At 65.1% G+C, this 23134-nt stretch carries 26 protein-coding genes and 2 tRNA genes; 14 read left to right on the plus strand and 14 right to left on the minus strand.

Annotated features, from left to right (window positions below; translation table 11 throughout):
• Positions 1-11 precede the first annotated feature (11 nt).
• Both BLV07_RS21660 and BLV07_RS21665 read left to right on the plus strand, forming a co-directional pair.
• Positions 12-2069 (plus strand): ATP-dependent helicase, encoded by a 2058-nt coding sequence (locus BLV07_RS21660; RefSeq protein ID WP_091889318.1) that lies wholly within the window; start codon positions 12-14, stop codon positions 2067-2069.
• A gap of 56 nt (positions 2070-2125) precedes the next feature.
• On the plus strand, positions 2126-3106 hold the full coding sequence (locus BLV07_RS21665; protein WP_091889319.1) for an NADPH:quinone oxidoreductase family protein: 981 nt from the start codon (positions 2126-2128) through the stop codon (positions 3104-3106).
• A 47-nt stretch (positions 3107-3153) separates the two neighbouring features.
• Here the strand turns inward: BLV07_RS21665 and BLV07_RS21670 are convergent, their stop codons facing one another.
• The 3 genes from BLV07_RS21670 to BLV07_RS21680 are packed head-to-tail and all read right to left on the minus strand — an operon-like array spanning position 3154 to position 6271.
• On the minus strand, positions 3154-4401 hold the full coding sequence (locus BLV07_RS21670; RefSeq protein WP_091889321.1) for a metal-dependent hydrolase family protein: 1248 nt from the start codon (positions 4399-4401) through the stop codon (positions 3154-3156).
• A 17-nt stretch (positions 4402-4418) separates the two neighbouring features.
• Positions 4419-4916: a GAF domain-containing protein gene (locus tag BLV07_RS21675; RefSeq protein ID WP_091889323.1), complete on the minus strand. Its 498-nt coding sequence runs from the start codon at positions 4914-4916 to the stop codon at positions 4419-4421.
• The gene (locus tag BLV07_RS21680; protein WP_091889325.1) at positions 4913-6271 is read right to left on the minus strand and encodes an MFS transporter; all 1359 of its coding nucleotides are present in this window, start codon (positions 6269-6271) and stop codon (positions 4913-4915) included. Before BLV07_RS21680 ends, BLV07_RS21675 begins: the two co-directional genes overlap by 4 nt.
• A gap of 112 nt (positions 6272-6383) precedes the next feature.
• On the opposite strand from BLV07_RS21680, the gene BLV07_RS21685 reads away from it, so the two are divergent.
• A complete protein-coding gene (locus tag BLV07_RS21685) occupies positions 6384-7307 on the plus strand; it encodes a LysR family transcriptional regulator (protein ID WP_091889327.1) in 924 nt (307 codons plus the stop codon).
• A 141-nt stretch (positions 7308-7448) separates the two neighbouring features.
• Positions 7449-8480 carry an LLM class flavin-dependent oxidoreductase gene (locus BLV07_RS21690; protein ID WP_091889329.1) on the plus strand — a complete coding sequence of 344 codons (1032 nt, stop codon included), beginning with the start codon at positions 7449-7451 and terminating at the stop codon, positions 8478-8480.
• A gap of 13 nt (positions 8481-8493) precedes the next feature.
• On the opposite strand, the gene rlmB is transcribed toward BLV07_RS21690, so the two are convergent.
• Complete coding sequence (gene rlmB / locus BLV07_RS21695) at positions 8494-9336, minus strand: 23S rRNA (guanosine(2251)-2'-O)-methyltransferase RlmB (protein ID WP_176945679.1); 843 nt, start codon at positions 9334-9336, stop codon at positions 8494-8496.
• A 207-nt stretch (positions 9337-9543) separates the two neighbouring features.
• On the opposite strand from rlmB, the gene BLV07_RS21700 reads away from it, so the two are divergent.
• A tRNA-Tyr gene (locus BLV07_RS21700) sits at positions 9544-9629 on the plus strand.
• A gap of 200 nt (positions 9630-9829) precedes the next feature.
• Here BLV07_RS21700 and BLV07_RS21705 read toward each other — a convergent pair.
• Both BLV07_RS21705 and BLV07_RS21710 read right to left on the minus strand, forming a co-directional pair.
• Positions 9830-10318, minus strand: coding sequence for a hypothetical protein (locus tag BLV07_RS21705; RefSeq protein ID WP_091889333.1), 489 nt, complete (start codon positions 10316-10318; stop codon positions 9830-9832).
• 43 nt (positions 10319-10361) lie between these two features.
• Positions 10362-10844 carry a hypothetical protein gene (locus tag BLV07_RS21710; protein ID WP_091889335.1) on the minus strand — a complete coding sequence of 161 codons (483 nt, stop codon included), beginning with the start codon at positions 10842-10844 and terminating at the stop codon, positions 10362-10364.
• Between the two features lie 281 nt (positions 10845-11125).
• Here BLV07_RS21710 and BLV07_RS21715 point away from each other — a divergent pair, with 281 nt between their 5' ends.
• Both BLV07_RS21715 and BLV07_RS21720 read left to right on the plus strand, forming a co-directional pair.
• Positions 11126-11590, plus strand: a complete 465-nt coding sequence (locus tag BLV07_RS21715) for a hypothetical protein (protein WP_091889337.1) — start codon at positions 11126-11128, stop codon at positions 11588-11590.
• A gap of 177 nt (positions 11591-11767) precedes the next feature.
• A tRNA-Thr gene (locus BLV07_RS21720) sits at positions 11768-11842 on the plus strand.
• Positions 11843-12320: 478 nt separating this feature from the next.
• On the opposite strand, the gene BLV07_RS21725 is transcribed toward BLV07_RS21720, so the two are convergent.
• Positions 12321-12740, minus strand: a complete 420-nt coding sequence (locus BLV07_RS21725) for a GFA family protein (RefSeq protein WP_091889339.1) — start codon at positions 12738-12740, stop codon at positions 12321-12323.
• Positions 12737-13423: a class I SAM-dependent methyltransferase gene (locus BLV07_RS21730; protein ID WP_091889341.1), complete on the minus strand. Its 687-nt coding sequence runs from the start codon at positions 13421-13423 to the stop codon at positions 12737-12739. Before BLV07_RS21730 ends, BLV07_RS21725 begins: the two co-directional genes overlap by 4 nt.
• Before the next feature lie 179 nt (positions 13424-13602).
• Here BLV07_RS21730 and BLV07_RS21735 point away from each other — a divergent pair, with 179 nt between their 5' ends.
• Positions 13603-13797 carry a hypothetical protein gene (locus tag BLV07_RS21735; RefSeq protein ID WP_176945680.1) on the plus strand — a complete coding sequence of 65 codons (195 nt, stop codon included), beginning with the start codon at positions 13603-13605 and terminating at the stop codon, positions 13795-13797.
• 3 nt (positions 13798-13800) lie between these two features.
• On the opposite strand, the gene BLV07_RS47690 is transcribed toward BLV07_RS21735, so the two are convergent.
• Complete coding sequence (locus BLV07_RS47690) at positions 13801-13944, minus strand: hypothetical protein (protein ID WP_176945671.1); 144 nt, start codon at positions 13942-13944, stop codon at positions 13801-13803.
• A 126-nt stretch (positions 13945-14070) separates the two neighbouring features.
• On the opposite strand from BLV07_RS47690, the gene BLV07_RS21740 reads away from it, so the two are divergent.
• Positions 14071-14448: a hypothetical protein gene (locus tag BLV07_RS21740; RefSeq protein ID WP_091889344.1), complete on the plus strand. Its 378-nt coding sequence runs from the start codon at positions 14071-14073 to the stop codon at positions 14446-14448.
• Between the two features lie 304 nt (positions 14449-14752).
• Positions 14753-15007: a hypothetical protein gene (locus BLV07_RS21745; RefSeq protein ID WP_091889346.1), complete on the plus strand. Its 255-nt coding sequence runs from the start codon at positions 14753-14755 to the stop codon at positions 15005-15007.
• 1 nt (position 15008) lies between these two features.
• On the opposite strand, the gene BLV07_RS21750 is transcribed toward BLV07_RS21745, so the two are convergent.
• The 4 genes from BLV07_RS21750 to BLV07_RS21765 all read right to left on the minus strand — a co-directional run bounded on the left by BLV07_RS21750 (position 15009) and on the right by BLV07_RS21765 (position 17527).
• The gene (locus tag BLV07_RS21750) at positions 15009-15251 is read right to left on the minus strand and encodes a DUF6719 family protein (protein WP_091889348.1); all 243 of its coding nucleotides are present in this window, start codon (positions 15249-15251) and stop codon (positions 15009-15011) included.
• Between the two features lie 251 nt (positions 15252-15502).
• The gene (locus BLV07_RS21755) at positions 15503-16210 is read right to left on the minus strand and encodes an outer membrane protein (protein WP_176945681.1); all 708 of its coding nucleotides are present in this window, start codon (positions 16208-16210) and stop codon (positions 15503-15505) included.
• A gap of 287 nt (positions 16211-16497) precedes the next feature.
• Positions 16498-16893 (minus strand): hypothetical protein, encoded by a 396-nt coding sequence (locus BLV07_RS21760; RefSeq protein ID WP_091889513.1) that lies wholly within the window; start codon positions 16891-16893, stop codon positions 16498-16500.
• A gap of 265 nt (positions 16894-17158) precedes the next feature.
• Positions 17159-17527, minus strand: coding sequence for a His-rich protein BRANT (locus BLV07_RS21765; protein WP_091889352.1), 369 nt, complete (start codon positions 17525-17527; stop codon positions 17159-17161).
• Positions 17528-17777: 250 nt separating this feature from the next.
• Between BLV07_RS21765 and BLV07_RS21770 the strand changes: the two genes are divergently transcribed.
• Together BLV07_RS21770 and BLV07_RS21775 are read left to right on the plus strand one after the other, a co-directional pair.
• Positions 17778-18320: a tetratricopeptide repeat protein gene (locus BLV07_RS21770; protein WP_091889354.1), complete on the plus strand. Its 543-nt coding sequence runs from the start codon at positions 17778-17780 to the stop codon at positions 18318-18320.
• A 125-nt stretch (positions 18321-18445) separates the two neighbouring features.
• Positions 18446-19828 (plus strand): serine hydrolase domain-containing protein, encoded by a 1383-nt coding sequence (locus BLV07_RS21775; protein WP_091889356.1) that lies wholly within the window; start codon positions 18446-18448, stop codon positions 19826-19828.
• 51 nt (positions 19829-19879) lie between these two features.
• Here the strand turns inward: BLV07_RS21775 and BLV07_RS21780 are convergent, their stop codons facing one another.
• Positions 19880-21448, minus strand: coding sequence for a S10 family peptidase (locus BLV07_RS21780; protein ID WP_091889358.1), 1569 nt, complete (start codon positions 21446-21448; stop codon positions 19880-19882).
• 252 nt (positions 21449-21700) lie between these two features.
• Between BLV07_RS21780 and BLV07_RS21785 the strand changes: the two genes are divergently transcribed.
• Together BLV07_RS21785 and BLV07_RS21790 are read left to right on the plus strand one after the other, a co-directional pair.
• On the plus strand, positions 21701-22480 hold the full coding sequence (locus BLV07_RS21785) for an NAD kinase (protein ID WP_091889359.1): 780 nt from the start codon (positions 21701-21703) through the stop codon (positions 22478-22480).
• Between the two features lie 97 nt (positions 22481-22577).
• Positions 22578-23123 carry a response regulator gene (locus tag BLV07_RS21790; protein ID WP_008549760.1) on the plus strand — a complete coding sequence of 182 codons (546 nt, stop codon included), beginning with the start codon at positions 22578-22580 and terminating at the stop codon, positions 23121-23123.
• Positions 23124-23134: the final 11 nt, after the last annotated feature.

Consider the following 23134-nt stretch of genomic DNA (forward strand, 5'->3'; position numbering starts at 1 on the left):
CGGGGCGATTCGTGGCGACATATCTGGACACGCTCAATGCGGAGCAGCGCCGCGCCGTCGAGCATGGCGTGGCCGAAGGCGCGACCGTGGGCGCTCCCCTGCTCGTCATTGCCGGTGCCGGCTCCGGCAAGACCAACACGCTCGCCCACCGCGTCGCGCATCTGATCGTCGCCGGCGCCGATCCGCGCCGCATCCTGTTGATGACATTCTCCCGCCGCGCCGCGGCCGAGATGGCCGGCCGCGTGGAACGCATCGCCCGAAAAGTGCTGGGCGAGAACAACGCCGCCATCATGCGCGATGCGCTCACCTGGGCCGGCACCTTCCACGGCATCGGCGCGCGGCTCTTGCGCGAATATGCCGAGCGCATCGGCGTCGATCCCGCCTTCACCATCCACGACCGCGAGGACTCCGCCGACCTGATGAACCTGGTCCGGCACGAGCGCGGCCTGTCGAAGACCGAGAGCCGCTTCCCCGCCAAGGGCACATGCCTGTCGATCTACTCCCGCTGCGTCAACGCCGAGATGGAGATCGAGAAGGTGTTAGGGGTGCATTATCCCTGGTGCGCCGGCTGGGCCGCCGAGCTGAAAGGCCTGTTCGCGGCCTATGTCGAGGCCAAGCAGGCCCAGCATGTGCTCGATTACGACGATCTTCTCCTCTACTGGTCGCAGATGATGAGCGATGCGCTGATCGCGGAAGAGATCGGCGGCCGCTTCGATCACGTGCTGGTCGACGAATACCAGGACACCAACCGCCTGCAGTCCTCGATCCTGCTGGCGCTGAAACCTGATGGACGCGGGCTCACCGTGGTCGGCGACGACGCACAGTCGATCTATTCGTTCCGCGCGGCCACCGTGCGCAACATCCTGGAGTTTCCGCAGAGCTTCTCGCCCCGCGCCGAGATGATCACGCTCGACCGCAACTACCGCTCGACCCAAGCGGTGCTGGCGGCGGCCAACGGCGTCATCGGCCTTGCGCGCGAGCGCTTCACCAAGAATCTCTGGACCGACCGCACCTCGACGCACAAGCCGCAGCTCGTCACCGTGCACGACGAGGCCGACCAGGCCCGCTACATCGTCGAACAGGTGCTCGTCAATCGCGAGCAAGGCGCGCTGCTCAAGCATCAGTCGGTGCTGTTCCGGACCTCCTCGCATTCCGGGCCGCTGGAGATCGAGCTGACCCGCCGCAACATCCCCTTCGTCAAGTTCGGCGGGCTGAAATTCCTCGATGCCGCGCACGTCAAGGACGTTCTGGCCCTCTTGCGCTTCGCCGAAAACCCGCGCGACCGCGTCGCGGGCTTCCGCATCCTGCATCTGTTGCCCGGCATCGGACCCGCAACCGCGCAGCGCGTGCTGGACCAGATGGCGGAGAGCACCGATCCGCTCGCCGCGCTCGGCCAGCTTCCGGTGCCAGCTCGCGCCGGCTCCGATTGGACCGACTTCGTCCGCACGACCCAGAATTTGCGCTACTCGGAATGGCCGGTCGATCTCGAACGCGTGCGGCTGTGGTACGAGCCGCATCTCGACCGCATCCACGAGGATGCCGAGACGCGGCGCGCCGATTTGATGCAGCTCGAGCAGATCGCGAGCGGATATGCCTCGCGCGAAAAGTTCCTGACCGAGCTCACGCTCGATCCACCCGATGCGACCAGCGACAAATCCGGGCCGTCCCTGCGCGACGAGGACTACCTGATCCTCTCCACCATCCATTCCGCCAAGGGCCAGGAGTGGAAGTCGGTGTTCGTGCTCAACGTCGTCGACGGCTGCATGCCGTCCGACCTCGGCGCCGGCACCAGCGCCGAGCTCGAGGAGGAGCGCCGCCTGCTCTATGTCGCGATGACGCGCGCCAAGGACGATCTCCACCTCGTCGTTCCCCAGCGCTTCTTCGTCCACGGCCAGGCCGCCAAGGGCGACCGCCACGTCTACGCCTCGCGCACCCGCTTCATCCCGGAGCAGCTGGTCTATCTGTTCGAGCGCACCGCCTGGCCGAAGGCCGCTGCCGGCGCGGCGCGCACCGCGGCGCAGGGCCCGAAGATCGATATCGGCGCGAAGATGCGCGGGATGTGGCGGTAAACACAAGAGGCCAGCCTCGGGACCTGGCAGAGTAGCTCGAACAACAGAGGTCCGACATGAAAGCCGTCGTCGTCGAGCAATACGCCCCGATCGATCAGATCGAGCTGAAGGAGATTTATCCGCCCGTCATGGAGCCGGGACAGTTGCGCATCCTGGTGGAGGCGACGGGAATTGGCTTTGTCGACGGCTTGAAGATCGAAGGGCGCTATCAGACCAAAGATCCCTTGCCCTTCATTCCCGGGACGGAGTTCGCCGGGATCGTGAGCGAAGCGCCTGGCAGGCCGGGTGGCTACCAGCCCGGCATGCGCGTGATGGGAATGACGCGGTCGGGCGCGCTCGCCGAAGAGATCGTCGTCAACCCCGAAGCGGTCTACCCCTTGCCGGACGGCATCGCGCCCGAAGTCGCAGCGTCGTTTCGCGCCAATTATCTGACCGCGCTCTACGCCCTGAGCGCGCGAGCCATGCTGTGCGCAGGCGAGCAACTGCTCGTGCTGGGTGCGGCCGGCGGCACGGGAATCGCGGCAATCCAGGTTGGCAAACTGCTTGGCGCGCGCGTCATCGCAGCGGCATCGACATTGGAGAAGCGCGAATTCGCGCTAGCCCACGGCGCCGACGCAGCGATCGATTATACGCAGGCCGGCTGGCGCGACACGTTCAAGGAATTGACGGGCGGACATGGCGCCGACGTGATCTTCGATCCTGTCGGGGGCGAGATCTCAGTACAGACCTTTCGATCCATCGCCTGGCGCGGGCGCCATCTCGTGGTCGGGTTTGCTGCCGGCGCCATCCCCGCACTGCCGTTCAATCTGCCGCTGCTGAAAGGCGGCGCTTTGCTCGGTGTCGACCTCGCGCAGATTCCGGTGCGCGAGCCCGACGTGCAGAAGCGCCTGATGTCGCAACTGACGGGCTGGCTCGCCGACGGCCAGCTGAAGCCCGTGGTCGGTCGCGTCTTCGCGCTTGAGGATTTCCGGGACGCGTTCAGGACCATGCAGACGCGCGGGGCGCTCGGCAAAATGGTCGTGCGCATCGCGAAATAGCACGCACAAACGGACACCGGACGAAGATGCCCGTGATGCGGCGGCAACTACGCGTTCAGCCTGTCGAACTGGACCCTGCCCGCCTTCATCACCAGCGGAATGTGCTCGCCCTGGCCGAGCAGGCAGGAGACGTCGCGCAGCGGATTGCCGTCGACCACCAGAACGTCCGCGATGGATTCCGGCACGATCCGGCCGAGCTTGCCTTCCATGCCGAGCACCTCGGCGCCGATCAATGTCGCGCTGGCAATGACGGCGCGCGGCCCGAGAATCTCGGCGCGGATGCGGAATTCGTCGCTCTGGAGACGCTGGGACGGTCCAAGCAGGTCGCTGCCGAATCCCATCTTGACGCCGGCGTCGCGATAGATCGCGAGTGAACGCAGACCGGCGTCGCGGACATCGGCGATCTTGGCCACGCTCTCGGGCGGCAGACCGTATTGGGCGCCCTCGTTCGCCAGCGCCTCATAGGTGACGAGCGTCGGCACCACATAGGCGCCCTTCTCGGCCATCAGGCGCGCGGTCGGAGCATCGACCAGATTGCCGTGCTCGATCGTGCGCACGCCGCAGCGAACGGCGCGCGCGATGGCAGCAGCGGTGTAGGCATGGGCCAGCACATAGGTCTGGCGCCCGCGCGCCTCCTCGACGATGGCGCGGATCTCGTCCTCGGAGTAGCCGAAGGCGCCGACCGGATCGGTCGGCGAGGCGACGCCGCCGGACGCCATGATCTTGATCTGGTCGGCACCCATCTGCAGCTCCTCGCGCGCCGCCTTGCGCACGCCGTCGACGCCATCGGCGACGCGTGCCAGCGCGCCGACACGTACGCAGCAGGGACACGGCGCGTCGCTGGCGAGGTAGTCCGAGCGCGCCCGCATGTCGCCGTGGCCGCCGGTCTGGCTCAGCGCGCGGCCGGAGACGAACAGCCGCGGGCCGTCGGTCAGGCCGGTCTCGATCGCCTGTTTCAGCGCATGGCCGGCGCCGCCGGCATCGCGGACGGTGGTGAAGCCCCGCCGGAGCATGCCCCGCAGCAGTAGCGTCGAGCGCAGCGTCACCAGCACGTTCGGCATGTGCACCTGTTGCGCCAGATTGAGCTCGACCGCCACCGCATGAACATGCAGGTCGATCAGGCCGGGCATCAACGTCTTGCCCTTTAGATCGATCGTCCGATCGGCCGAGACCTGGAGCGGCCGGTCGGAGACCTCCTTGATCAGATTGTCCTCGACCAGCACGTGATGTCCCCCCAGCAGGTCCGGCCGGAGTGGATCGAGCAGAGCGGCATTCGTGAAAAGCGTGCTGGGCATGGTCGTTTCCTGTCTGGTCAGGACTGTATGAGCAGCGCGGGCAGCGCGAGCTGGGCAAAGGGAAGACACGCCGCAACGTCGTCCTCGCGATACCAGCCTGACTCGTGGAGCAGGTTGAGCGAGCCGAGCGTGCGTCCGCGCCAGCGCACGGGCATATTGAGCACGCTCTCGCAGCCGAGCGAGGCGATCAGCTCGTGGTCGGGAAAGACGTTACGCAAATCATCCTGCGTGCGGCCGATATAGGCCTCGCCGCGATCGAGAACGGCCTCGGTCCACGGGCCCGGCGCCAGGCGCTTGCGTTCACCGGTCGGATACGGGCCGGGGAGATTGGAATAGACCCGCGCTGCTTCGCCGCTGTCGCCGTCATAGGTCAGGATCGTGAACAGTTTGTGCCCAATCGCCGATTTCAACGCGGCGTCCAGCGCCGAGAACAGCGCATTCGGCTGCTCCACCCTGCCCTGCGCGGCCGCTACATTGCAGAGCAGCGGATCGGCCTGGCGTCTCGCCTTCCTCATGCGACTTCACCCGCCGCAATCTCTTCCAGTGAGCGGCCGCGCGTCCGCACGCCCATCAGGACGACGGTCAGCGCGCCGATCAGCAGAACGCTGGTGGTGATACCGAACACGCCGGCAAAGCCGAAATTGGGATAGAGATAGCCGACCAGGATCGGCGAGACGATCGCGCCGATGCGGCCGATCGCGGAAGCGAGGCCGGCGCCGGTGGTCCTGACCGGCGTCGGAAACACTTCCGCCGTATAGGCATAGACGCCCGCATAGGTGCCGTTCATGAAGAACGACAGGCAGATGCCCGCGAGCATGATCTGCTGGTCGCTGTGCGCGAACGCGAGTCCGAGCGCGCTGGCGCCGCCGAGCACCATGTAGGACGCGATCGTCGCCTGCCGGCCAACGCGCTCGTTGAACCAGGCGGCGCTGAAATAGCCGGGTATCTGCGCGCAATAGATCGCGATCGAATAGGCGAAGCTCTTGGTGATGCTCATGCCGTTCTGGACCAGAAGGCCGGGAATCCAGACGAAGAAGGAATAATAGCTGAAGGTGATCGCCAGCCACATGATCCAGGTCATGATGGTGATGCGCGCCTGGCGGCCGGCGAGCAGCGCGGCGAAATTGGCCAGCAGCGTTCCCCCGGCGACGGGCGGACTGACCGCATCGACAACCGGCTGCGACAGCGCGTGACCCTCACGGGCGAAGCCGGCTTCGATCCTGTCCAGCACGGCTTCGGCTTCCTTGCTCCTGCCCCGGCTTTCCAGCCAGCGTGGCGATTCCGGCAGCGCCCTGCGCCACCACAACAGCATGACGACCGGCACGGCGGTGATCACCAGCACGATGCGCCAGCCGTTCTCATAGGCGGGAACGATGAAGTAGCCGAGCAAGGCCGCCGCGACGAAACCGAAGGAGAAGAAGCCGGCCAGCGCGCCGGTGAAGCTGCCGCGGAAGCGCCGCGCGACGAACTCGGCGAGATAGGGCGCGATGATCGCGCTCTCGGCACCGGTGCCCATGCCGGCGACGACGCGGGCGGCGAAGAAGGATGGCCATGTGTCGACCGCCGCGCTCACGATCGATGCCGCGCAATAGAGCGCCAGCGCCGACATCATCACCGCCCGGCGGCCTATCAGGTCGCCCAGCGTGCCCGCCAGCAACGCGCCGAACAGGAAGCCGATATAGGTGCTGCTGCCGAGCACGCCGATCTCGACGCTCGACAAATTCCAGGCGGTGCGCAGCACCGGCAGGATGAACGCGAGCACGGCCGCGTCCATCGCATCGAACATGTAGCCGAGCCCGCCCATCAACAGCAGATGCGTGTGGAAGCGCGCGAATGGAAGGCGCTCGATGCGCGCCGATATCATCGACATGAAAGTCCCCCTCGATTGTCACGGGCCCGGCGCGCCGCTCGGGAGGGGACCATAGACAAAGTGACATTATCGTCATAATTTATAATTATGATTTGATATATCACTGCGGTGAATGTTCGTGTCGTTCCGCGCGCTCGACCTCAACCTCCTGAAAGTCTTCGAGGCGCTGATGACCGAGGGCAGCGTCACGCGCGCTGCAAATGCGTTGCGGATGACCCAGCCCGCGGTCAGCAACGCGCTCGCGAGGCTGCGCGACGCGCTCGGCGATCCCCTGTTCGTGCGAGCCGGCACCGGTATCCGCCCGACCCAGCGCGCCGTGGTACTGTGGGAGCCGATTGGCGAGGCCCTGGAAAGCGTGCGCGGGGCGCTCGACGAGCAGGTGTTCGATCCTGCACGTGCACAGACCGAATTCAGCCTGTCGATGTCGGACTACGTCTCATCGCTGGTGATGCCGAACCTGCTCGGCCATCTCGGCAAGGTTGCGCCGAAATCGCGCGTCCACACCGTGCCCAATACTGTCGTCGAGATCGCCGACCAGCTCGAGGACAACAGGGTCGATTGCGTGCTCAGCGTCTATGTCAACGAAGCGCAGCAGCCGGCCGCCATCCGCTCGCGCTCACTGTGGACCGTCGACTATGCCTGCTTCATGCGGCGCGGCCATCCGCTCGCGGCCCAGAAACGGCTGAGCACGCGGACCTTCCTCAACGCGGGGCACGTCGATGTGAGTCTCGCCGGCAAGACCTTGCCGTCCTACGATCTCTTCCTGGCCTCGCGTGGCCTATCGCGCAACCTGGTCGCAACCGTCAATCACTACAGCGCCGCCTACGAGGTCGTTCGCCAGTCCGACCTGATTGCCGTGCTGCCGAGCGACCTGCGCTCGCAATCCCGGCACGCACCGTTCCTGCACGCCATGCCGCTTCCGCTTCGCGCGCCGCCGCGCATCGTCAGCCTGTTCTGGCACCAGCGCAACGACACCGTGCCGGCGCAACGCTGGCTGCGCGAGACGCTGGTCGGGATGTTCGCCGAGGCCGACTGAACACGCACCTAACACCCTCCAAAAAGGAAACGGTGCGTTTCTCGAAGCAGCATTGTTGCGCTGGCATTAGCGGCCTAGCTCCACCGCAAACGATCCCTCCCTCAATGACAGGCGCCTGTTGCGCCCGCAGAGACCTCATCGATGACCGCACCGCTCGAATTTGGACTGGATACCTTTGGCGACGTCACCAAGGACGCCTCCGGCGCGATGCTTTCGCATGCGCAGGTGATCCGCAACATCCTCGACGAAGCCGTGCTGGCCGACGAGCTCGGTCTCGACTTCATCGGCCTCGGCGAACATCACCGCGCCGACTTCGCGATCTCCTCCCCCGAGACCGTGCTCGCGGCCATCGCATCGCGCACCAAGCGCATTCATCTCGGCTCGGCGGTGACGGTGCTGAGCTCGGACGATCCGATCCGCGTGTTCCAGCGCTTTGCGACGGTGGATGCGCTCTCGAACGGGCGCGCCGAGGTGATCCTCGGCCGCGGCTCGTTCACCGAATCCTTCCCGCTGTTCGGCTTCGACCTGCGCAAATACGAAGAGCTGTTCGAGGAGAAGCTCGACCTGTTCGCCGCGCTCTTGTCGCAGCAGCCGGTGACCTGGGAGGGCAAGCTGCGTCCGCCGCTGCGGGATCAGCTGGTCTATCCGCCGGTCGAAAACGGCACGCTCAAGACCTGGATCGGCGTCGGCGGCAGCCCGCAATCGGTGGTGCGCGCCGCGCATTACGACCTGCCCCTGATGCTCGCGATCATTGGCGGCGATCCAGCGCGCTTTGCACCCTACGTCGAGCTCTATCACCGCGCGTCTAGGGAGTTCGGCCGCCCGGCACAGCCGATCGGTGTGCATTCCCCCGGCTATGTCGCCGAGACCGACGAACAGGCGCGTGAAGAGTTGTGGCCCGATTACAAGGCCATGCGCGATCGCATCGGCAAGGAACGCGGCTGGCCGCCGATGGGCCGCGACGAGTTCGTCAGCGAAGCCGAGCACGGCTCGCTCTATGTCGGCTCGCCCGAGACCGTTGCGCGCAAGATCGCCAAGACGGCGAAGACCCTTGGCATCTCGCGCTTCCAGCTGAAGTATTCGGGGGGGCCATTGCCGCACGAGAAGCTGATGCGCAGCATCGAGCTTTATGGGCGCAAGGTGGTGCCGATGGTGCGGGAGATGATCGGGTAAGTCTGCCTTTGGTCTACGACGTCGCGCCCGGCTTCATCAGCCCGAGCCTGCTTGCGCCGACATAGAGCGAGAGCACGGCGGCGTTGGAGACGTTGAGGCTCTTGATCTCGCCGGGCATGTCGAGCCGCGCCACGACGCTACAGGTCTCGCGGGTCAGCTGCCTGAGGCCCTTGCCTTCGGCCCCTAACACCAGCGCCAGCGGCTCACGCAGCGCGACGTCGCTGAGATCCTCACTGCCCTCGCTGTCGAGCCCGACGGTCTGAAAGCCGCGCTCGTTCAGCGCGGTGAGCGCGCGGGCGAGGTTTTGTACGGTGATGAGCGGCACGAGCTCGAGCGCACCGGAGGCTGCCTTCGCGAGCACGCCGGTGGCTTCCGGACTGTGACGCGCGGTGGTGACGATCGCCTTCACCGCAAAGGCCGCGGCGGAGCGCAAGATGGCGCCGACATTGTGGGGATCGGTGATCTGGTCGAGCACCAGCACCATGCCTTCCTGCTTCAAGGTCTCGATGTCAGGCGAAGGCAGCGGATCGGCTTCCGCAAGCAGGCCCTGATGCACGGCGTCTGGCGACAGCAGACGGTCGATCTCCTGGGGCCGGACGATCTCGGGGGCGATGCGGGTTGCGATGTTTTCGTCCGCGAGCCGCCTTGCGGCGTTCTCGGTCAACGTCAGCTTGCGGATCCGCCGCCGGGGGTTGGCGAGCGCCATCGTGACGGTGTGCCAACCATAGAGGATGACAGGCCCGTCGGGGTGCGAATCGCGGTCGCGCCATTCCGGCCGGCCGGCCGATTTCCCGGGCCTATTGAAGGGCTTAGCCCCGCCGCGAGCCCCCTTGGGGCCGAATTTTCGATCCTTCATGGGCTCGCTTGTGTCACGGGTCCCGGAATATGGCAATTTCGGTGCCTTCAGAGGCGATTTTAGCTGTTCGCCTCGGTTGACTTTGCCCCACTGCTTCGCCCATAAACGCGCCCGGTCGCGCCCCGATCCGGGTTGTCGCGGCCTTCACGTTCCATGGCCGTCTTCGGTCCGCCGGCAAGGTCCGGCCCGATTGTGCTGCCGTCGAGCGGGGGAGTGTCCCGAGTGGCAAAGGGAGCTGACTGTAAATCAGCCGCCTCATGGCTTCGCAGGTTCGAGTCCTGCCTCCCCCACCAGCCTTCGCTCGCTTCGCGAGCTTCGGCTGGGCAAGCCAACCTAGAACATCATTATGCGAAGCGAGCGAAGGCTGCCACGCCGTAGCCGGCAGGCGGGCTGACGGCCAAAAGCGCCGATCGCCACTACGCTCACGCCAAAAAAGCAGAACGCCCGTCCGCATCACGCGAACGGGCGCCTCGTCGGCTCAACCGATCAGAGATCAGTAATAGCGGCGCAGCACGCGGTGACCGCCGTAATACGGCGCGTGGCGATGAGCGTAGCCGTAGCGCGGACCGTAGCCGTAGTGCACGCGCGGCAGATAGCCGTAGCGCGGCCCATAGCCGTAGCGATACGGACGATAGTACGGGCGGTGATAGCGATAAGCGGCACGATAGCCGTAGCCATAGCCATAATTGGCGGGCGCGACGACCGCGTCTTCACGATAGGTCGGATACGGCGCGAAGGCGCCCGGGCCTGTGTAGGTCGGCCCCTGGTTGACGTAATAATACTGCGTGGTCGGCTCGGCGAGGCGCTCATAGGCTCCATAGCCATAGCCGTATCCATAACCATAGCCGCCGCAGCCGGTGTTGCAGCCGGAATAGACCGGCGCAACTGGCGCGCACGTGGTGAAGCCGCAGGCCGCGGCGGGCGCGGTAGCGACGAACATCACGGCAGCCGCCGCGACCAGTCCCGAAATCATTTGACGCATTACTCTCTCCTGTTGATTTCCGTTTTTTGGCTTTTCACGTTTGCTAACCCGGCGGCTTGCCGGGGATCTCTGTATGCGGCCGTGGCCGAGGGCGCCGAGGATGGTCGTTGATCTCGGGCGCGAGGATCACCGGCGGCGGATCGACGGGCACGTCCATCTGCGGCGGCAGCGGCGCGGACGACGCGCCCCAGCTCTGGTGGTAGCTCTCGGCCGGCTTGGGCAATTTGCGGTTCGCGGGCGGCTCGACCTCGAGCCGGCCGTAGCCGGGCCGCAGGCCCAGCGTCGGATAATAATGGCCGACGTCGTCGGGCTGCCGCTCGGCGATATAGCGCCCGCCATAGATCGTCGGCTGCACCTGCTGGTTCTTGCCGAGGCCCCAGACACCCTCGACGACGCTGTAGGACGCGTCGATATTGTTGATGATGATCGGCACGCCTGGACGGCCGGGAACGACGATATCGAAGCCGCCGTCGGCAAGCGCCGTCGCAGGCAGTCCGATCAAAAAGGCAGCGAGCGCAGCGCGCATGAGAGGCCCCGGTTATCCGGCGACAACCTATCCGATAGCGACGCAGAGAGGGTTAAGGCCCGCTCACCAATTTCCGGTAAGCCTAATGTGCAAGGATTGCGCGCTGCTCAAATGCTGCAAAGCGCACTAGCGAAGCGTTAACGGCATCGAGCGCACCGGCCGGAACCACCCGTATGCTCACATCCGTTTGACCGTCCAGCTGCGAAAATCGACCGGTTTCACCGGAACGTCCGGCGCGCTCGGCATTTAGCCCCGTTCAACCACAACGGGAGCCAACAATCATGAATATCAAACTCCTCGGCGCCGTCGCGATCGCGACCACCACCCTCGCGGGCCCCGCGATGGCACAGGCGGTGGTCAACAATCCTGCCCGCTGCTCGGCCCAGTTCCCGAATGCCAACTGCCAGAACCTCGGACCGGGAAATCCGTACACCGACAGGGGTTATCGCCATCGCCGCATGTCCTATCGGCAGACCAACAACGGCGACTGGAATAACGATTGGAACAGGAGCCGCACCGGCTTCTGGCCGACCGATGTCGCGGCGGGCGTAGCCGGTGCCGCGATCGGCACCGCGGGCGCGATCGCAACAGCTCCGTTCCGCGCCTGGGACAATTCCTACGCCTACGATCGTTCGTGGGACAATCGCGGCTGGGACACCCGCACCTATGCCCAGCGTAACGGCTTCGTCTGCACGCCCGGCACCTGGTTCAAAGGCGACGACGGCCGCCGGCACATCTGCCAGTAAACGGCTCACATCGAACGCGACCCATCAGGCGGCCCGCAAGGCCGCCTGATTCATGTCTTGCGACGACGATCGCGGTTCTGGCACTTTCCGACCAAGTCTGATATTGCGGCGCGCAAGGGTGGACGGCGGGGTGGACGGCCCCGGCATGTGCCGGCCCTGCCCGCTTTCTCAGGCGTCGCCGGCTTAGCTCAGCGGTAGAGCAGCGGTTTTGTAAACCGAAGGTCGGGGGTTCAATCCCCTCAGCCGGCACCATTGGTTTAGCTGACACCGCGTCGTGGCCTGACGTGCTATGTCGAACCTGCAATCGACCCGGGCGGCAAAGCTTCCTCCGCGACCGCGGATCGAAGCCTGTCAATTGCCACGGCTCCTTATTCATCGGCGACCACCGCAAGAACTAAATCATCGGTTTGCCGTTATCCTTGAGCTATAGAGCCGTCTCGCGGAGGTCTAGCGATGGACCCGAATGATCGGGTAGCCTTAGCCCTATCCGCTGTCGCCTTGGCCATCGCCATTGTGGTTGCATCGACAGTCACGTTAGAGCGCGTCAATACCCGTACCGCCAGCAACGACGCACCTCCCGGAACGGTAGGACTCGCCAGGCCTCACCCGCCGCTGGACCGTGCTCCCGGTGAACCGATACAGACGTCAGGAGCGCCGTCCAACGCAAGTCATCAGCAGCGTCCTTGACCGAACACCGGCCGCGCCGGCACCAGGACTCGATGCCTGTGCCTCAGCTTGAACTCTTGCGCGCGCTGCCCTGTTCGAAGTGCGCGACGCCGGCGCCGGCGATTTCGACCCAAGCATGTTTCGATTGCTCGAACACCGATCTGACGGGCGCCGGAAAATCCGGATCCGCGATGGCGCCGACGGCAACGCCGATCATGTCAGGCAGATTGTCAGCTTTCCAGCAGACCGTCGAGCCGCAGTCGGCGCAGAAATAGAAGCGGACCTCGCCGCCGCTTGTGGCGGCGCGAGCGTACTGCTTCGGCGCGCCGGAGATCGTGACGTCTTCGACAGGGTAGAACGCACCGACGCCGAACGGCGCTCCGGTTCGCCGCTGACAGTCGATGCAATGACAGGCCGCGACCAGCCTGGTCGGTCCCGGAAGCGAAAGTGAAACAGCACCGCAACTGCATCTGGCATCAATCATCGGACATCCTCCAGCTGCCAGAGCCCGAGGCTCTTGTCGCGCCAGCCGCCACCGCCCTCGTCGCAACGCTCGTTGATCAGCGCGTGCGGCGCCGGCCAGGCGAACGGCGGCTTCTCCATATTCAGCGCGCGCCAGTCGCCGTCCTCGCAATCGCGATTTGCATCCCATTCCGGAAAGGTGGTGGCCAGCAGGAAGCGCGCGCCGCTCTCCCGGAATCGCGCGAGGGTACGATCGATATTCGCAAAGCTCAGATGCACCAGACAGTCCCGGCAGAGAATGACATCCGCACGCGGCAGTGCATCGCGCGTGATGTCGGCAACGAGAAACCGGCCCGGCGACCCGCCGCCTGCCACACGCCGGCGGTTGGCCTCGATCAGCGACGGCACGATGTCGATGCCGGTGTAATCGACATCGAGCTTCAGGCGGCCGATCCATCCGGCATCGCCGCAGGGCGCATCGAGCAGCGAGCGCGCGCCGAGCCGTTGCAGCAGTGGAGCAAGCGTCTCCCGGATCGCGGCGGTCGCGGGGTCCTCCGAGCCGAGGCCCGACACCGAGGTGGCCGCGCCCCAGAGGTTGGTCCGCTCGATCCGCTCGAACCGGGCGGCGAGATCGAGGCCGGCGAAATTCTCGCGGTCGGCGATGAAACGTTCGTGGGCGAGCACGGGAGGACGATTGGAGATCATCGGACTGGGCTCAAATCAAGTCGCGAGCCCAGTGTACAGGCGATCCGCCGCGCCCGTCATCGCCGCGTGCTATCCGATCCAATCGTTTCGGAGATGGCCGGTCCGATAGGGCCGGACAGGAACCAAAGCCGTGCGTCGTTGGTTCTCGACCCATGCGGATCAGGGAAGAAAACCGAAACATGTTTTTGCTGGCAACGGTGACGCTGTGCTGTGGCGCCGTGGCCGGCACAGTTGCGCTGTTCGAACCGGCGTCGTCACCTGATCCTGCGAAGCAGGTGGCCCAGCGGATGGCGACCGACGTCAGCGCTCAGAAGACACCGGTTCGAGTGGTCGGCGCGCCGTTCGAGCCCAACGTCAATCCGCGCCAGCGCTAGCCATCACTGCGGCGATATCTCCTTGCCCTTTTCGGGCCGGCCGTGGGCACGCGCCAATTCCTCGACGAACGCGATCACCTCCGCCCGCTTGTCGGGCGGCAGCGACAGGAATGCGCGGACGAGCCTCAAACCCTCCGCTTCATCCATCTGTTTGTCTTCGGCATTCATCCGACCAATGTCGGGCGATCGGGAAAAATATGCAATCCCCTTTACAAGCGGACCCTTGATTCGGCGCGGCCGCTTTGTTGGAATGGGGCGCGACTGAGGTGGATCATGAAGTGGATCAGGGAACGCGACGCACTGATCGCGCAGACACTGGCCTTCGTCCAATCGGTGACCGGCAAGAAGGATGACGTCCTTCAGCCGGGCGCGCCGTCGGATTCGCCGGCGGCGACCGTCGAGATCGTCGCTGTCGAGGCCGTCACGGCCGAGATCGAGCCACCCCAGCCCCCTCCGCAGCCTCAGCCCGTCAAGCTCCCGCCGGCGCGGGCAAGCGGCGATTTCCGCAGCGAGATGCAGGCCCGGATTGCCAATTTCCGCAAGCATCAGGAGCGGTTCGAGCGCGAGCGCGAGGAATATTGCGCGGCCACCCTGACCAAATTGCGCGCCGCCATCCGCGACCCCTCCGCCCGTCCACCGGCCGAAAAGTAGGGCCGGCTCTCCTGTCGGGAGCCTACAGCCAGGACCACACCAGCCAGAGATTGGCCGCGCAGGCGCCAAACAGCGCCAGCGTCAGGGGCAGGAGCATGTGCCCGCAGGAGGTTTTCAGGTCGCTCGTCATGGCCGAAAACATCCGCTGATTCCGGCCGGAGAGTCCCAGGGATTCTTTTTTTGGGGATTCAGGACTCATTAAGGACTCAGGGCCCGACGGCTCTGATCACGGCGCCGTGATCGGACCGCCGGCCGGAACCCCTCACCCGCAAAGTCGTTAACGGGCTTTCCTGGAGTGGGAAGAATGCCCTACGCCCTGTTCTGCAACGAGGCCCAGATCAGCAAGGCCTATCCGAGCGAGTCCGACGTCTGGAAGCTCGCGCAGCGAAGTGGCCTCGTGGTCGACGTGATCGCGGACGACGAGCAGCGGGGACCGCGCCGGGTGCTCGACAACGACTACGAGATTGCGCCCTGCCAGGCAGCCCAGGGCGAGGACTCCGCCAAGAACAAGGCCGAGGCCGACCAGCAGTCGAGGATGGAGCTCGATCTGTTATCTTGAGTCAAGGGGTCGCGGTCGCGAGAGACGCCTGCTCGCCTGCCAGGGCCACGCAGGCCTTCCGGCGATGCAGCCCGCGGATCGCGCCGGTGACCTTCAGCACTTTGCCCGACGGACAGGAAGCGTCCTTGACGAAGGCGACCTCATAGGGCGCCAGCATCAGAGGTTCGGATTTGAGGATTGTCTGTGCAGAACACGGCTGGCAGGTGAAGCACGAGAGCACCACTGCCGACACAAAGATACGCATGTCCGTCGTCCCACCAGCCCGATAATTCTCATATAACGCGTTGAGGAGCGCGAGTTCCGTAAATCGCAAAAATTATTTTTGCTTTACCCCGGCCCCATGACGCGCGTGAGAAGGCGCGCCCGCACTGTTTGCAAGCAAATGACGCGCCAGATGGTTCACGCAAAGCAAACGGAAGGCCGGCAATCAGGATCCTGACAAACGAAAGGCCGGCAGGAGCCGGCCTTTGTCAGATCCTGGTCGTGGGCGGTAGGTCAGTAGCGCGCGGCCGCCGGCCCGCCCCAGCCGAACCGGTAGTTCACACCGACCTTGACGGTATGCTCGTCCTCCCGGCCACGAACGCCGACGATGTCGGCCGGGCCGGAGGTGAAGGTGGTGCTGCCAAAGTTGTAATACTGGTACTCGGCCTTGGCCGACCAGCTCGGCGCGAACATGTATTCGAGGCCGGCGCCGACGGTGTAGCCGTCCTTGCTGTTGCCGGTGGTGGTGAAGGTCTGCGGCACCCCCGCGATGTTCACGCCAAGGCCGTTATTGCGCCAGGCATAACCGCCCTTGGCGTAGAGCAGCGTCGGTCCCCAGGTGTAGCCAATGCGACCGGTCACCGACCCGAGCTGGTCGGTGTTGGACGTCACCTGCGTGCCCAACGGGAACGTGACGCCGTTGTTGTTGGTCGGCAGCCAGGAATACTGGGCCTCGATACCAACCACCCAATTGGGCGCGAACTGGTAGTCGAAGCCGCCCTGCACGCCGCCGAGGAAGCGGGCGTCGCTCGACTGGAAGCTGTTGTCGCCGGCGAAGGCGCCGCCGACATGGCCACCGATGTAGAAACCGGTCCAATTGTAGATCACCTGCGACGGCGTATAGGCCGGCGCCTTGGTGTAGGTACGCGGCTGCATATCGGCAGCAGCGGCCGGCGCGGCCAGCGCCAGCAGCGCGACTGCTCCGAGCAAAAACCTCTTCATGATCATCCCCGTGCTTTCAAATTCGACCCTCAGCAAACAACGTGGCGTGAATTTGGTTGCTTCGCGACGATGCCGGAACGTTGATCGTTCGTTACTGTGACGGGGTGGCAACAGCGCGATTTTGTTCCGTCACGTCGCCTTGCGCCGGCTGCTCCCGTCGCCTGCGCAGGGCCTGCCGTGGGGATTTGTCGCGAGACGAAACCGCCCCGTTCAAAGCTCGCCAAAATGTGATCCAGCGGCTCCGGCGCGGTCTGTCCTATCACGAGGCGATGAAGGCGGGCTTTGCGCTACCGCGTCATCTTTTCCAGTTCCGGAAAGGGTGCGTAAACCGCACCGACACAGAGCTCGCTCGTCCGATCGACGACGCGGTCGCTCCGCCCGTTGACGAAAATCACGGCGCGCTCGCGCATGCCCTTGTAGCTGCCATCAGTCTCGCGCGGGGTGAAGTGCAGGCAGCTCACATAGAATTGGCGCCCACCAACCTCGCGCTGCACCGGATCAGCCATGCTGGCGTCGCGCACTCCGACCGGATTGTTCAGATAGCTGCGCATCAAGGCCAGCGTGTCGCCGCGGAAATTGTCGGGAAACGGCTGCGGCCCTCCGGCCTGGGTCCCACCCAACAGCGTTGGACGGTCACCGTCGCTGCCGAAACATGCCGCAAGCGCCAACGGCAACGCCAGGATCACCGCACATCTCGCCAATCGCCCCACAGGCCCCGCTCTCCGCTCGATCAGATTCGGAGATGTTCTAGCCCCAAGCTTCTACGAACCCAAGCCCGCACGATCCCAACCCTGCATGAAGGGAGTTCGCCTGCAGCGGCGCAACGACGCACCGGCCCGCCGCCGACACCTCGAGCTTTCGCACGAGGCACGGCGAACGGACCGGGCCTGAATTCCGCACGCGGCGGCGGGGCAATGCCAGGGATGCCGCCGCGCGGGAGATCAGTCGTCAGTTGCGCTTGTCCGATGCCGCCGGCTTGGTCACGTTCGGCTGCGCCTTCAGCGACTCCTTGGCCGTGACCTGCTTGTGGTGATGGCGATGCTTGTGCACGGACTTGTGCTCGGCGGGGGTGACGGCAGCGTTGGCGTTCATCGCCTTCGACTTGGTGTCCACCTTGGCGTCCGCCTTGACGTCGGAAGCCTTCGTGTCGGCCTTGACGCCCGCATCCGGTTTGACGGCAGTGTTCGCCGCCTTGGTCTGACTCTGGTCCGCCTTGATCACAGGCGAGGTCGTGGTGGTCTTGCCGGCCTCAGCGGCGAAGGCCGGGGCTGCGATCACGGAAGCGGCGAGCAAGGCTGCGGAAATGGTCTTCAACATGGTGGTCTCCTCTTGGAAGGATCTTGAGGCGGCGCCCTCTCGTCACCTCTTCGATCGTAGGTGGGAGCCTAGGGGCTGCGCACTGAACCCGATCTGAAGGCCGCTGCAGGCTTCCGTTCATCTCGATGACAAGTTTGTCATCTGCGGCAGGACGAATAGATCGTGCGAAGCGGGAATGTTTTCGCCCCATGGGTGTTCCGGTCTTCGGGCAATCGTGTAGGATCGCCACGTTCCATACCGGAGAACTTAGATGCGCAAACTCTCAATGCTTGTTGTGCCGGGACTTGTCGCCATGACGCTGGCGGCTGCGCCGGTGCTGTCCAGCGCCTATGCCGCGGGCAGCGACGAGCCCTCCTCGCCGCCGAAGTCGGACAGCTCGTCCAAAAAGGGCAAGAAGAAGAGCTCCTCCGTCAGCGATCCCAAATTCCTGGCGGCCTATCGCACCGCTTATACTGCGATCTACGACCGCCACGACTACACGGGTGCGATCGACCAGCTGAAATCGCTCAAGCGCGACGACGTCGCCGATGTCGCAAACCTAATCGGCTACTCCTATCGCAAGCTCGGCGATTACCAGTCGTCGAAGGCCTATTACGAGATGGCGCTGAAGGACGATCCGAACCACGTCCGCACCTGGCAGTATTACGGCCTCTGGCAGCTCGAGCAGGGCAACCGCGAACAGGCGCAGTATCACCTCAACAAGATCGCCTCGCTCGCCGGCACCGACAGCTCCGAATATCGCTCGCTTGCCGCCGCGCTCGACAAGCCGACCGGCGCGACGCTGGTCTACTGAGCCATCAGTCTACTGAGACCTCGCATCTTCGAATGAATAGAACGGGCACAACCTTGGGGTTGTGCCCGTTCTACTTTCTCGGCTAGCTTCCCGCACCAAATCTTTCCCTCGCAAATTGGTGCGCAATGGACCCGTGGCTGCGATCCGCGATCGACTACATTAGTTCCTGGATCGAATTCCAGCTGAGGACGATCCAACAGCCCGGCGTCATCGTCGCGTTCGCCCATCGCGGCGAGGTCGTCGCCGAGCACGCATTCGGCCTTGCCAATCTCGACACCGGCGAGAAGCTCACCCCGCGTCATCGCTTCCGCATTGCCTCGCACTCGAAGAGCTTCACCTCAGCCGGCATCATGAAGCTGCGCGAGCAGCGCAAGCTCCGGCTCGACGATCCCGTGGGCCAATATGTCGGCGGCCTGCATCCGCGCGTTGCCGAAACGACGATCGCGCAACTGCTCTCGCACAGCGCGGGGCTGACGCGCGACGGCGCCGATTCCGGCCAGTTCATCGACACCCGCCCCTATCTCAACGCGAACGAGCTGCTCGCGGAATTGAAGCTGCCGACCGCGGTCGAACCCGGCACGCGCTTCAAATATTCCAACCATGGTTTTGGCCTGCTCGGTCTCGTCATCGAGGCCGTGACGAAGGAGCCTTACCCCGCCTGGATCAAGCGCGAGATCGTCGAGCCGGCCGGCTTACGTGAGACCGAACCGAATGCCCCCCTTGCCAAAGGCAAGCCATTCGCGTGCGGCCACACGCGAAAAGTGCCGTTCGGCGAGCGCTGCGTGATCCCCGGCGACAATCCCGCGCACGCGATGGCCTCCGCCGCAGGCTTCGTCGCGACTGCCGGCGACACGGCCCGCTTCTTCGCGCAGCTCACACCCAATGCGAAAAAGAGCGTGCTCTCGGTCGCGAGCCGCCGCGAGATGACGCGACACCATTGGCGCATCCCGCAGAGCTTCGAGGGCTATTACGGGCTCGGCGTCAACGCCGGCAAAACCGACGGCTGGGACTGGTTCGGCCATGGTGGCGGTTTCCAGGGCTACATCTCCCGGACCTGCTCCATTCCTGATTGCGAGCTCGCGATCAGCATCCTCAGCAACTCCATCGACGGCGCCGCGCCGTTCTGGATGGACGGCGCGCTGCAGATCCTGCGCGTGTTCAAGACGCGCGGCGCGCCGGACCGGCGCGTGCGCGACTGGACCGGCCGCTGGTGGACGATCTGGGGAGCCACTGATCTCGTGCCCGCGGGCAACCGCGTGCTCGTCGCCAATCCGCAGTTCAATAACCCATTCATGGATGCCGCCGAGATCGAGATCACCGGCCGCGACACCGGCAAGCTCGCTTGGGCCGCCGGTTACTCCAGCCATGGCGAGCCTGTCCGCCGTGTCCGCGACAAGCGCGGGAGGATCAGCGACATCTGGATCGCCGGTGCCAACGTCAAGCCGGAAAAAGTCGTCGCCAGCGAGATCGGCCGTCGATATCAGCCGCGCAAACGCCGGCCTATTTAGCCGGAGCATGATCCTATCGGAAAACCGCTACGCACTTTTCCGGATCATGCTCTATTCCCTGATCAACGTCTCGACCTCACTCCGCAACGCCTGCCGCGAGCCGTCGCGCGAATAGAACATGTGGCCGCCGGGATAGACGACGAATTTCACGCGTTGCGTGACGAAGGCCGGCAACTGGTCGAGCACCCGCTTCGATCCGAAATAGGGCGTGGCGAGATCAAACAGGCCATGCGCGACCAACACGTTCAGCTTCGCATCGGTGGCGAGAATCTGGCGCAGCTCCGACACCGATTGCGGCGGGTTGAGGCCGCGGCCGAAATCCCAGTGCCCCTCGACGCTGCCGTTCAGGACTTCGTAGGAGCCGTCCGGCCGCCAGTTGAGCTTGCGCGTGAGGACATCAACCGCGGCACTCGTGAGCGGCGCCTGCAGTGCATCGCCCGAGGGGTCGCCAAAGCGCGAGCTGCCGGAATCCGGATAGGGATCGAAGCCGCGCACGGAGCCGTCGTAGCGTCCCGTCACCTTGCCGTTCTTGCGATCGAACTCGCGGCGGAATTCACCGACGTCGAACCGGCCGGCGAGCCTGCGGCTCACCGCCTGGTCGATACCGGTGAGCTCGGCGACTTTGTCGGCGAGCCGGTTGGTCGCCTCCTTGTCCGCCTCGCCCTTGACGAGATCGGCCAGGAATTCGCCGCGCGCATAGGCCTCGACGTCGGCGAGATCGGCGCGCGTGACCGGTCCCTTGGCCTCGCGCGCGACCGCCACATAGCTCGGCAGTGTCGCGACATATTGCAGCAGGCTTGTGCCGGCGAACTCGCGGAAGTCGAACAGCGGCGAGACCAGGATCAATCCCCTGACCCCGACGCCATGCTGGAGCTGCAACTGGCGCACCACCTTCGGTCCGCGAATGCCGCCATAGCTCTCGCCCGCGACGTATTTCGGCGAGGTCAGCCGGTCGTGCTTCTCGAGCCAGCGACGGATCACGAGCGCGATCGAATTGACGTCGCCGTCGACGGAATAGAACGACTTGCGCGCGTCCTCGCCGCTCGCGACGAAGCGGCTGTAGCCGGTGCTAACAGGATCGATGAAGACGAGATCGGTGAAGTCGAGCCAGGTCTCCGCGTTCGGCTTCACCTCGGGCGGGGCCGACGGCGACAGGGCTTCGCCGTCGAGCGGCAGCCGCCACGGCCCCGCGGCGCCGAACTGCAGCCATGCCGAGGACGCGCCCGGCCCGCCGTTGAACAGGAACGTCACCGGCCGCGTCGCGCGGTCGGCACCATCAAGCTCGTAGGACGTATAAGCGATGTCGGTCAGCGGCTCGCCCTTGCCGTCGAACACCCGGATCGAGCCGGCGGTCGCGGCGAAGTTGAGCGTCCGGCCAGGCAGTTCGAGCGTCTGCCTCGTGGTCGAATCCGGCGGCAGACGGTGCAACTCGGCCGCCGACGGCGAAGCCGGCGCAGTGCTTTGCGCGCCACCGCCACGCCCGCCCTTCTGTCCGGCTGGCGACGCCGCCTCGGAGCGGGGCTGCGGCGGATCATCCGCGCGCGCCAATCCTGCGAACCCGAAAGCCGAAACCGCCAGCACCAGCATCGCGTGGCGGAGCACCGGCAAACTCAAAACCATGATCGTTCTCCGTGCCCGGCTCTGAAAGCCGGTGCGTGCCGAAAGGCTAGCGCAAAATTGCGTCGGTTTGGGGGACCATCGGTCCGGCGGCGCCTGGAGAGGCCGACCGGGCTTGAAACGACCCTGTTTTGTCCTGAACCCGGCGGTCGCCCGTTTGCCTTGAAGGGCGGTCCTCCTCGACAATCGTGGCCCAGGTCGTATAGACGAGCCGGGCGGAACTTACTCGAGCCAGCGGCACCTGCCCGGGAAGCCATGACCAAGCCCTCGCGATACGACCGGATCGCCTTCGTCGCCAGCCCGAGCAGCGAGGCGCAGTCCGCCTTCGCCCAGCTCACCCGGGACTATGGCAATTGCGACCCCAGGGAAGCCGATGTCGTCGTCGCGCTCGGCGGCGACGGCTTGATGCTCCAGACGCTGCACCAGAACATGCACACGGGAAAGCCGATCTACGGCATGCACCGCGGCACGGTCGGCTTCCTGATGAACGAATACTCGACGCACGATCTGCGCAGGCGGCTCGAGGCGGCGCATGAATCCGAGATCAATCCGCTCCTGATGCGCGCGACCGACGTCAACGACCGCGTCCACCTGCATCACGCCATCAACGAGGTCGCCCTGTTCCGGCAGACCTATCAGGCGGCACGCTTAAGGATCCTGATCGACGAGCGTGAGCGCATGTCCGAGCTGATCGCTGACGGCATCTTGGTGGCGACGCCGGCGGGATCGACGGCCTACAACCTGTCCGCCCAGGGGCCGATCCTGCCGATCAACGCCGCGATGCTGGCGCTGACGCCGATCAGCGCCTTCCGCCCGCGCCGCTGGCGCGGCGCGCTGCTGCCCAACACCGCCTATGTCGTGATCGAGGTGCTCGAGGGCGACAAGCGCCCCGTCGCGGCGGTCGCCGACCACGACGAGGTGCGCGACGTCCTCCGGGTCGAGGTTCTCTCCGACAAGACCATCTCGATGCGGATGCTGTTCGACCCCGGTCACAGCCTGGAAGAGCGGATTCTGCGCGAACAGTTCGGCTATTGAGCCGCCGGCCAGCCCCGTCCGGAGAGCCGATCGCAACCCTTCATTAACCCCCGCCACGATATGGTTAACGAAGGTTGACCGCTTTGGCCCGGGCGTCATGTTCCGTATCGACTTCAACAAGCTGCGCTTCCTCGTCTGCGACGACAATCCGCACATGCGCCGCATCCTGCGGACGCTGCTGCATTCGTTCGGCGCACGCGAAGTCTACGAGGCCGAGGACGGCGCCACGGCGCTGGAAATGTACAGCCATTACGTGCCCGACATCGTCATCACCGACTGGGCGATGCCGATCTTCGACGGGCTCGAGCTCGCGCAGATGATCCGCCAGCCGGAGTCGAAGGGAAATCCCTACGCGCCGATCATCATGCTGACCGGCCATTCCGAGAAGCGCCGCGTCACGGTCGCGCGCGATGCCGGCGTCACCGAATTCCTGGCCAAGCCGATCTCGGCCAAGGGGCTCTACCAGCGCATCCTCAACGTGGTTGCCAATCCCCGCCCCTTCATCAAGACCAAGACCTATTTCGGCCCGGACCGGCGCCGCAACACCAACTCCGCCTATATGGGCCCGGAACGCCGCGTCGGCGAAAAGCACGAGGTGCTCCAGCAGCCCTCGCTGCTCGACAAGGCCCGCTCCTCCATCTAGCGCACACGAGG

This window comes from Bradyrhizobium sp. Rc2d, from assembly GCF_900099855.1.
In the GTDB taxonomy this organism is placed as follows: Bacteria; Pseudomonadota; Alphaproteobacteria; order Rhizobiales; family Xanthobacteraceae; genus Bradyrhizobium.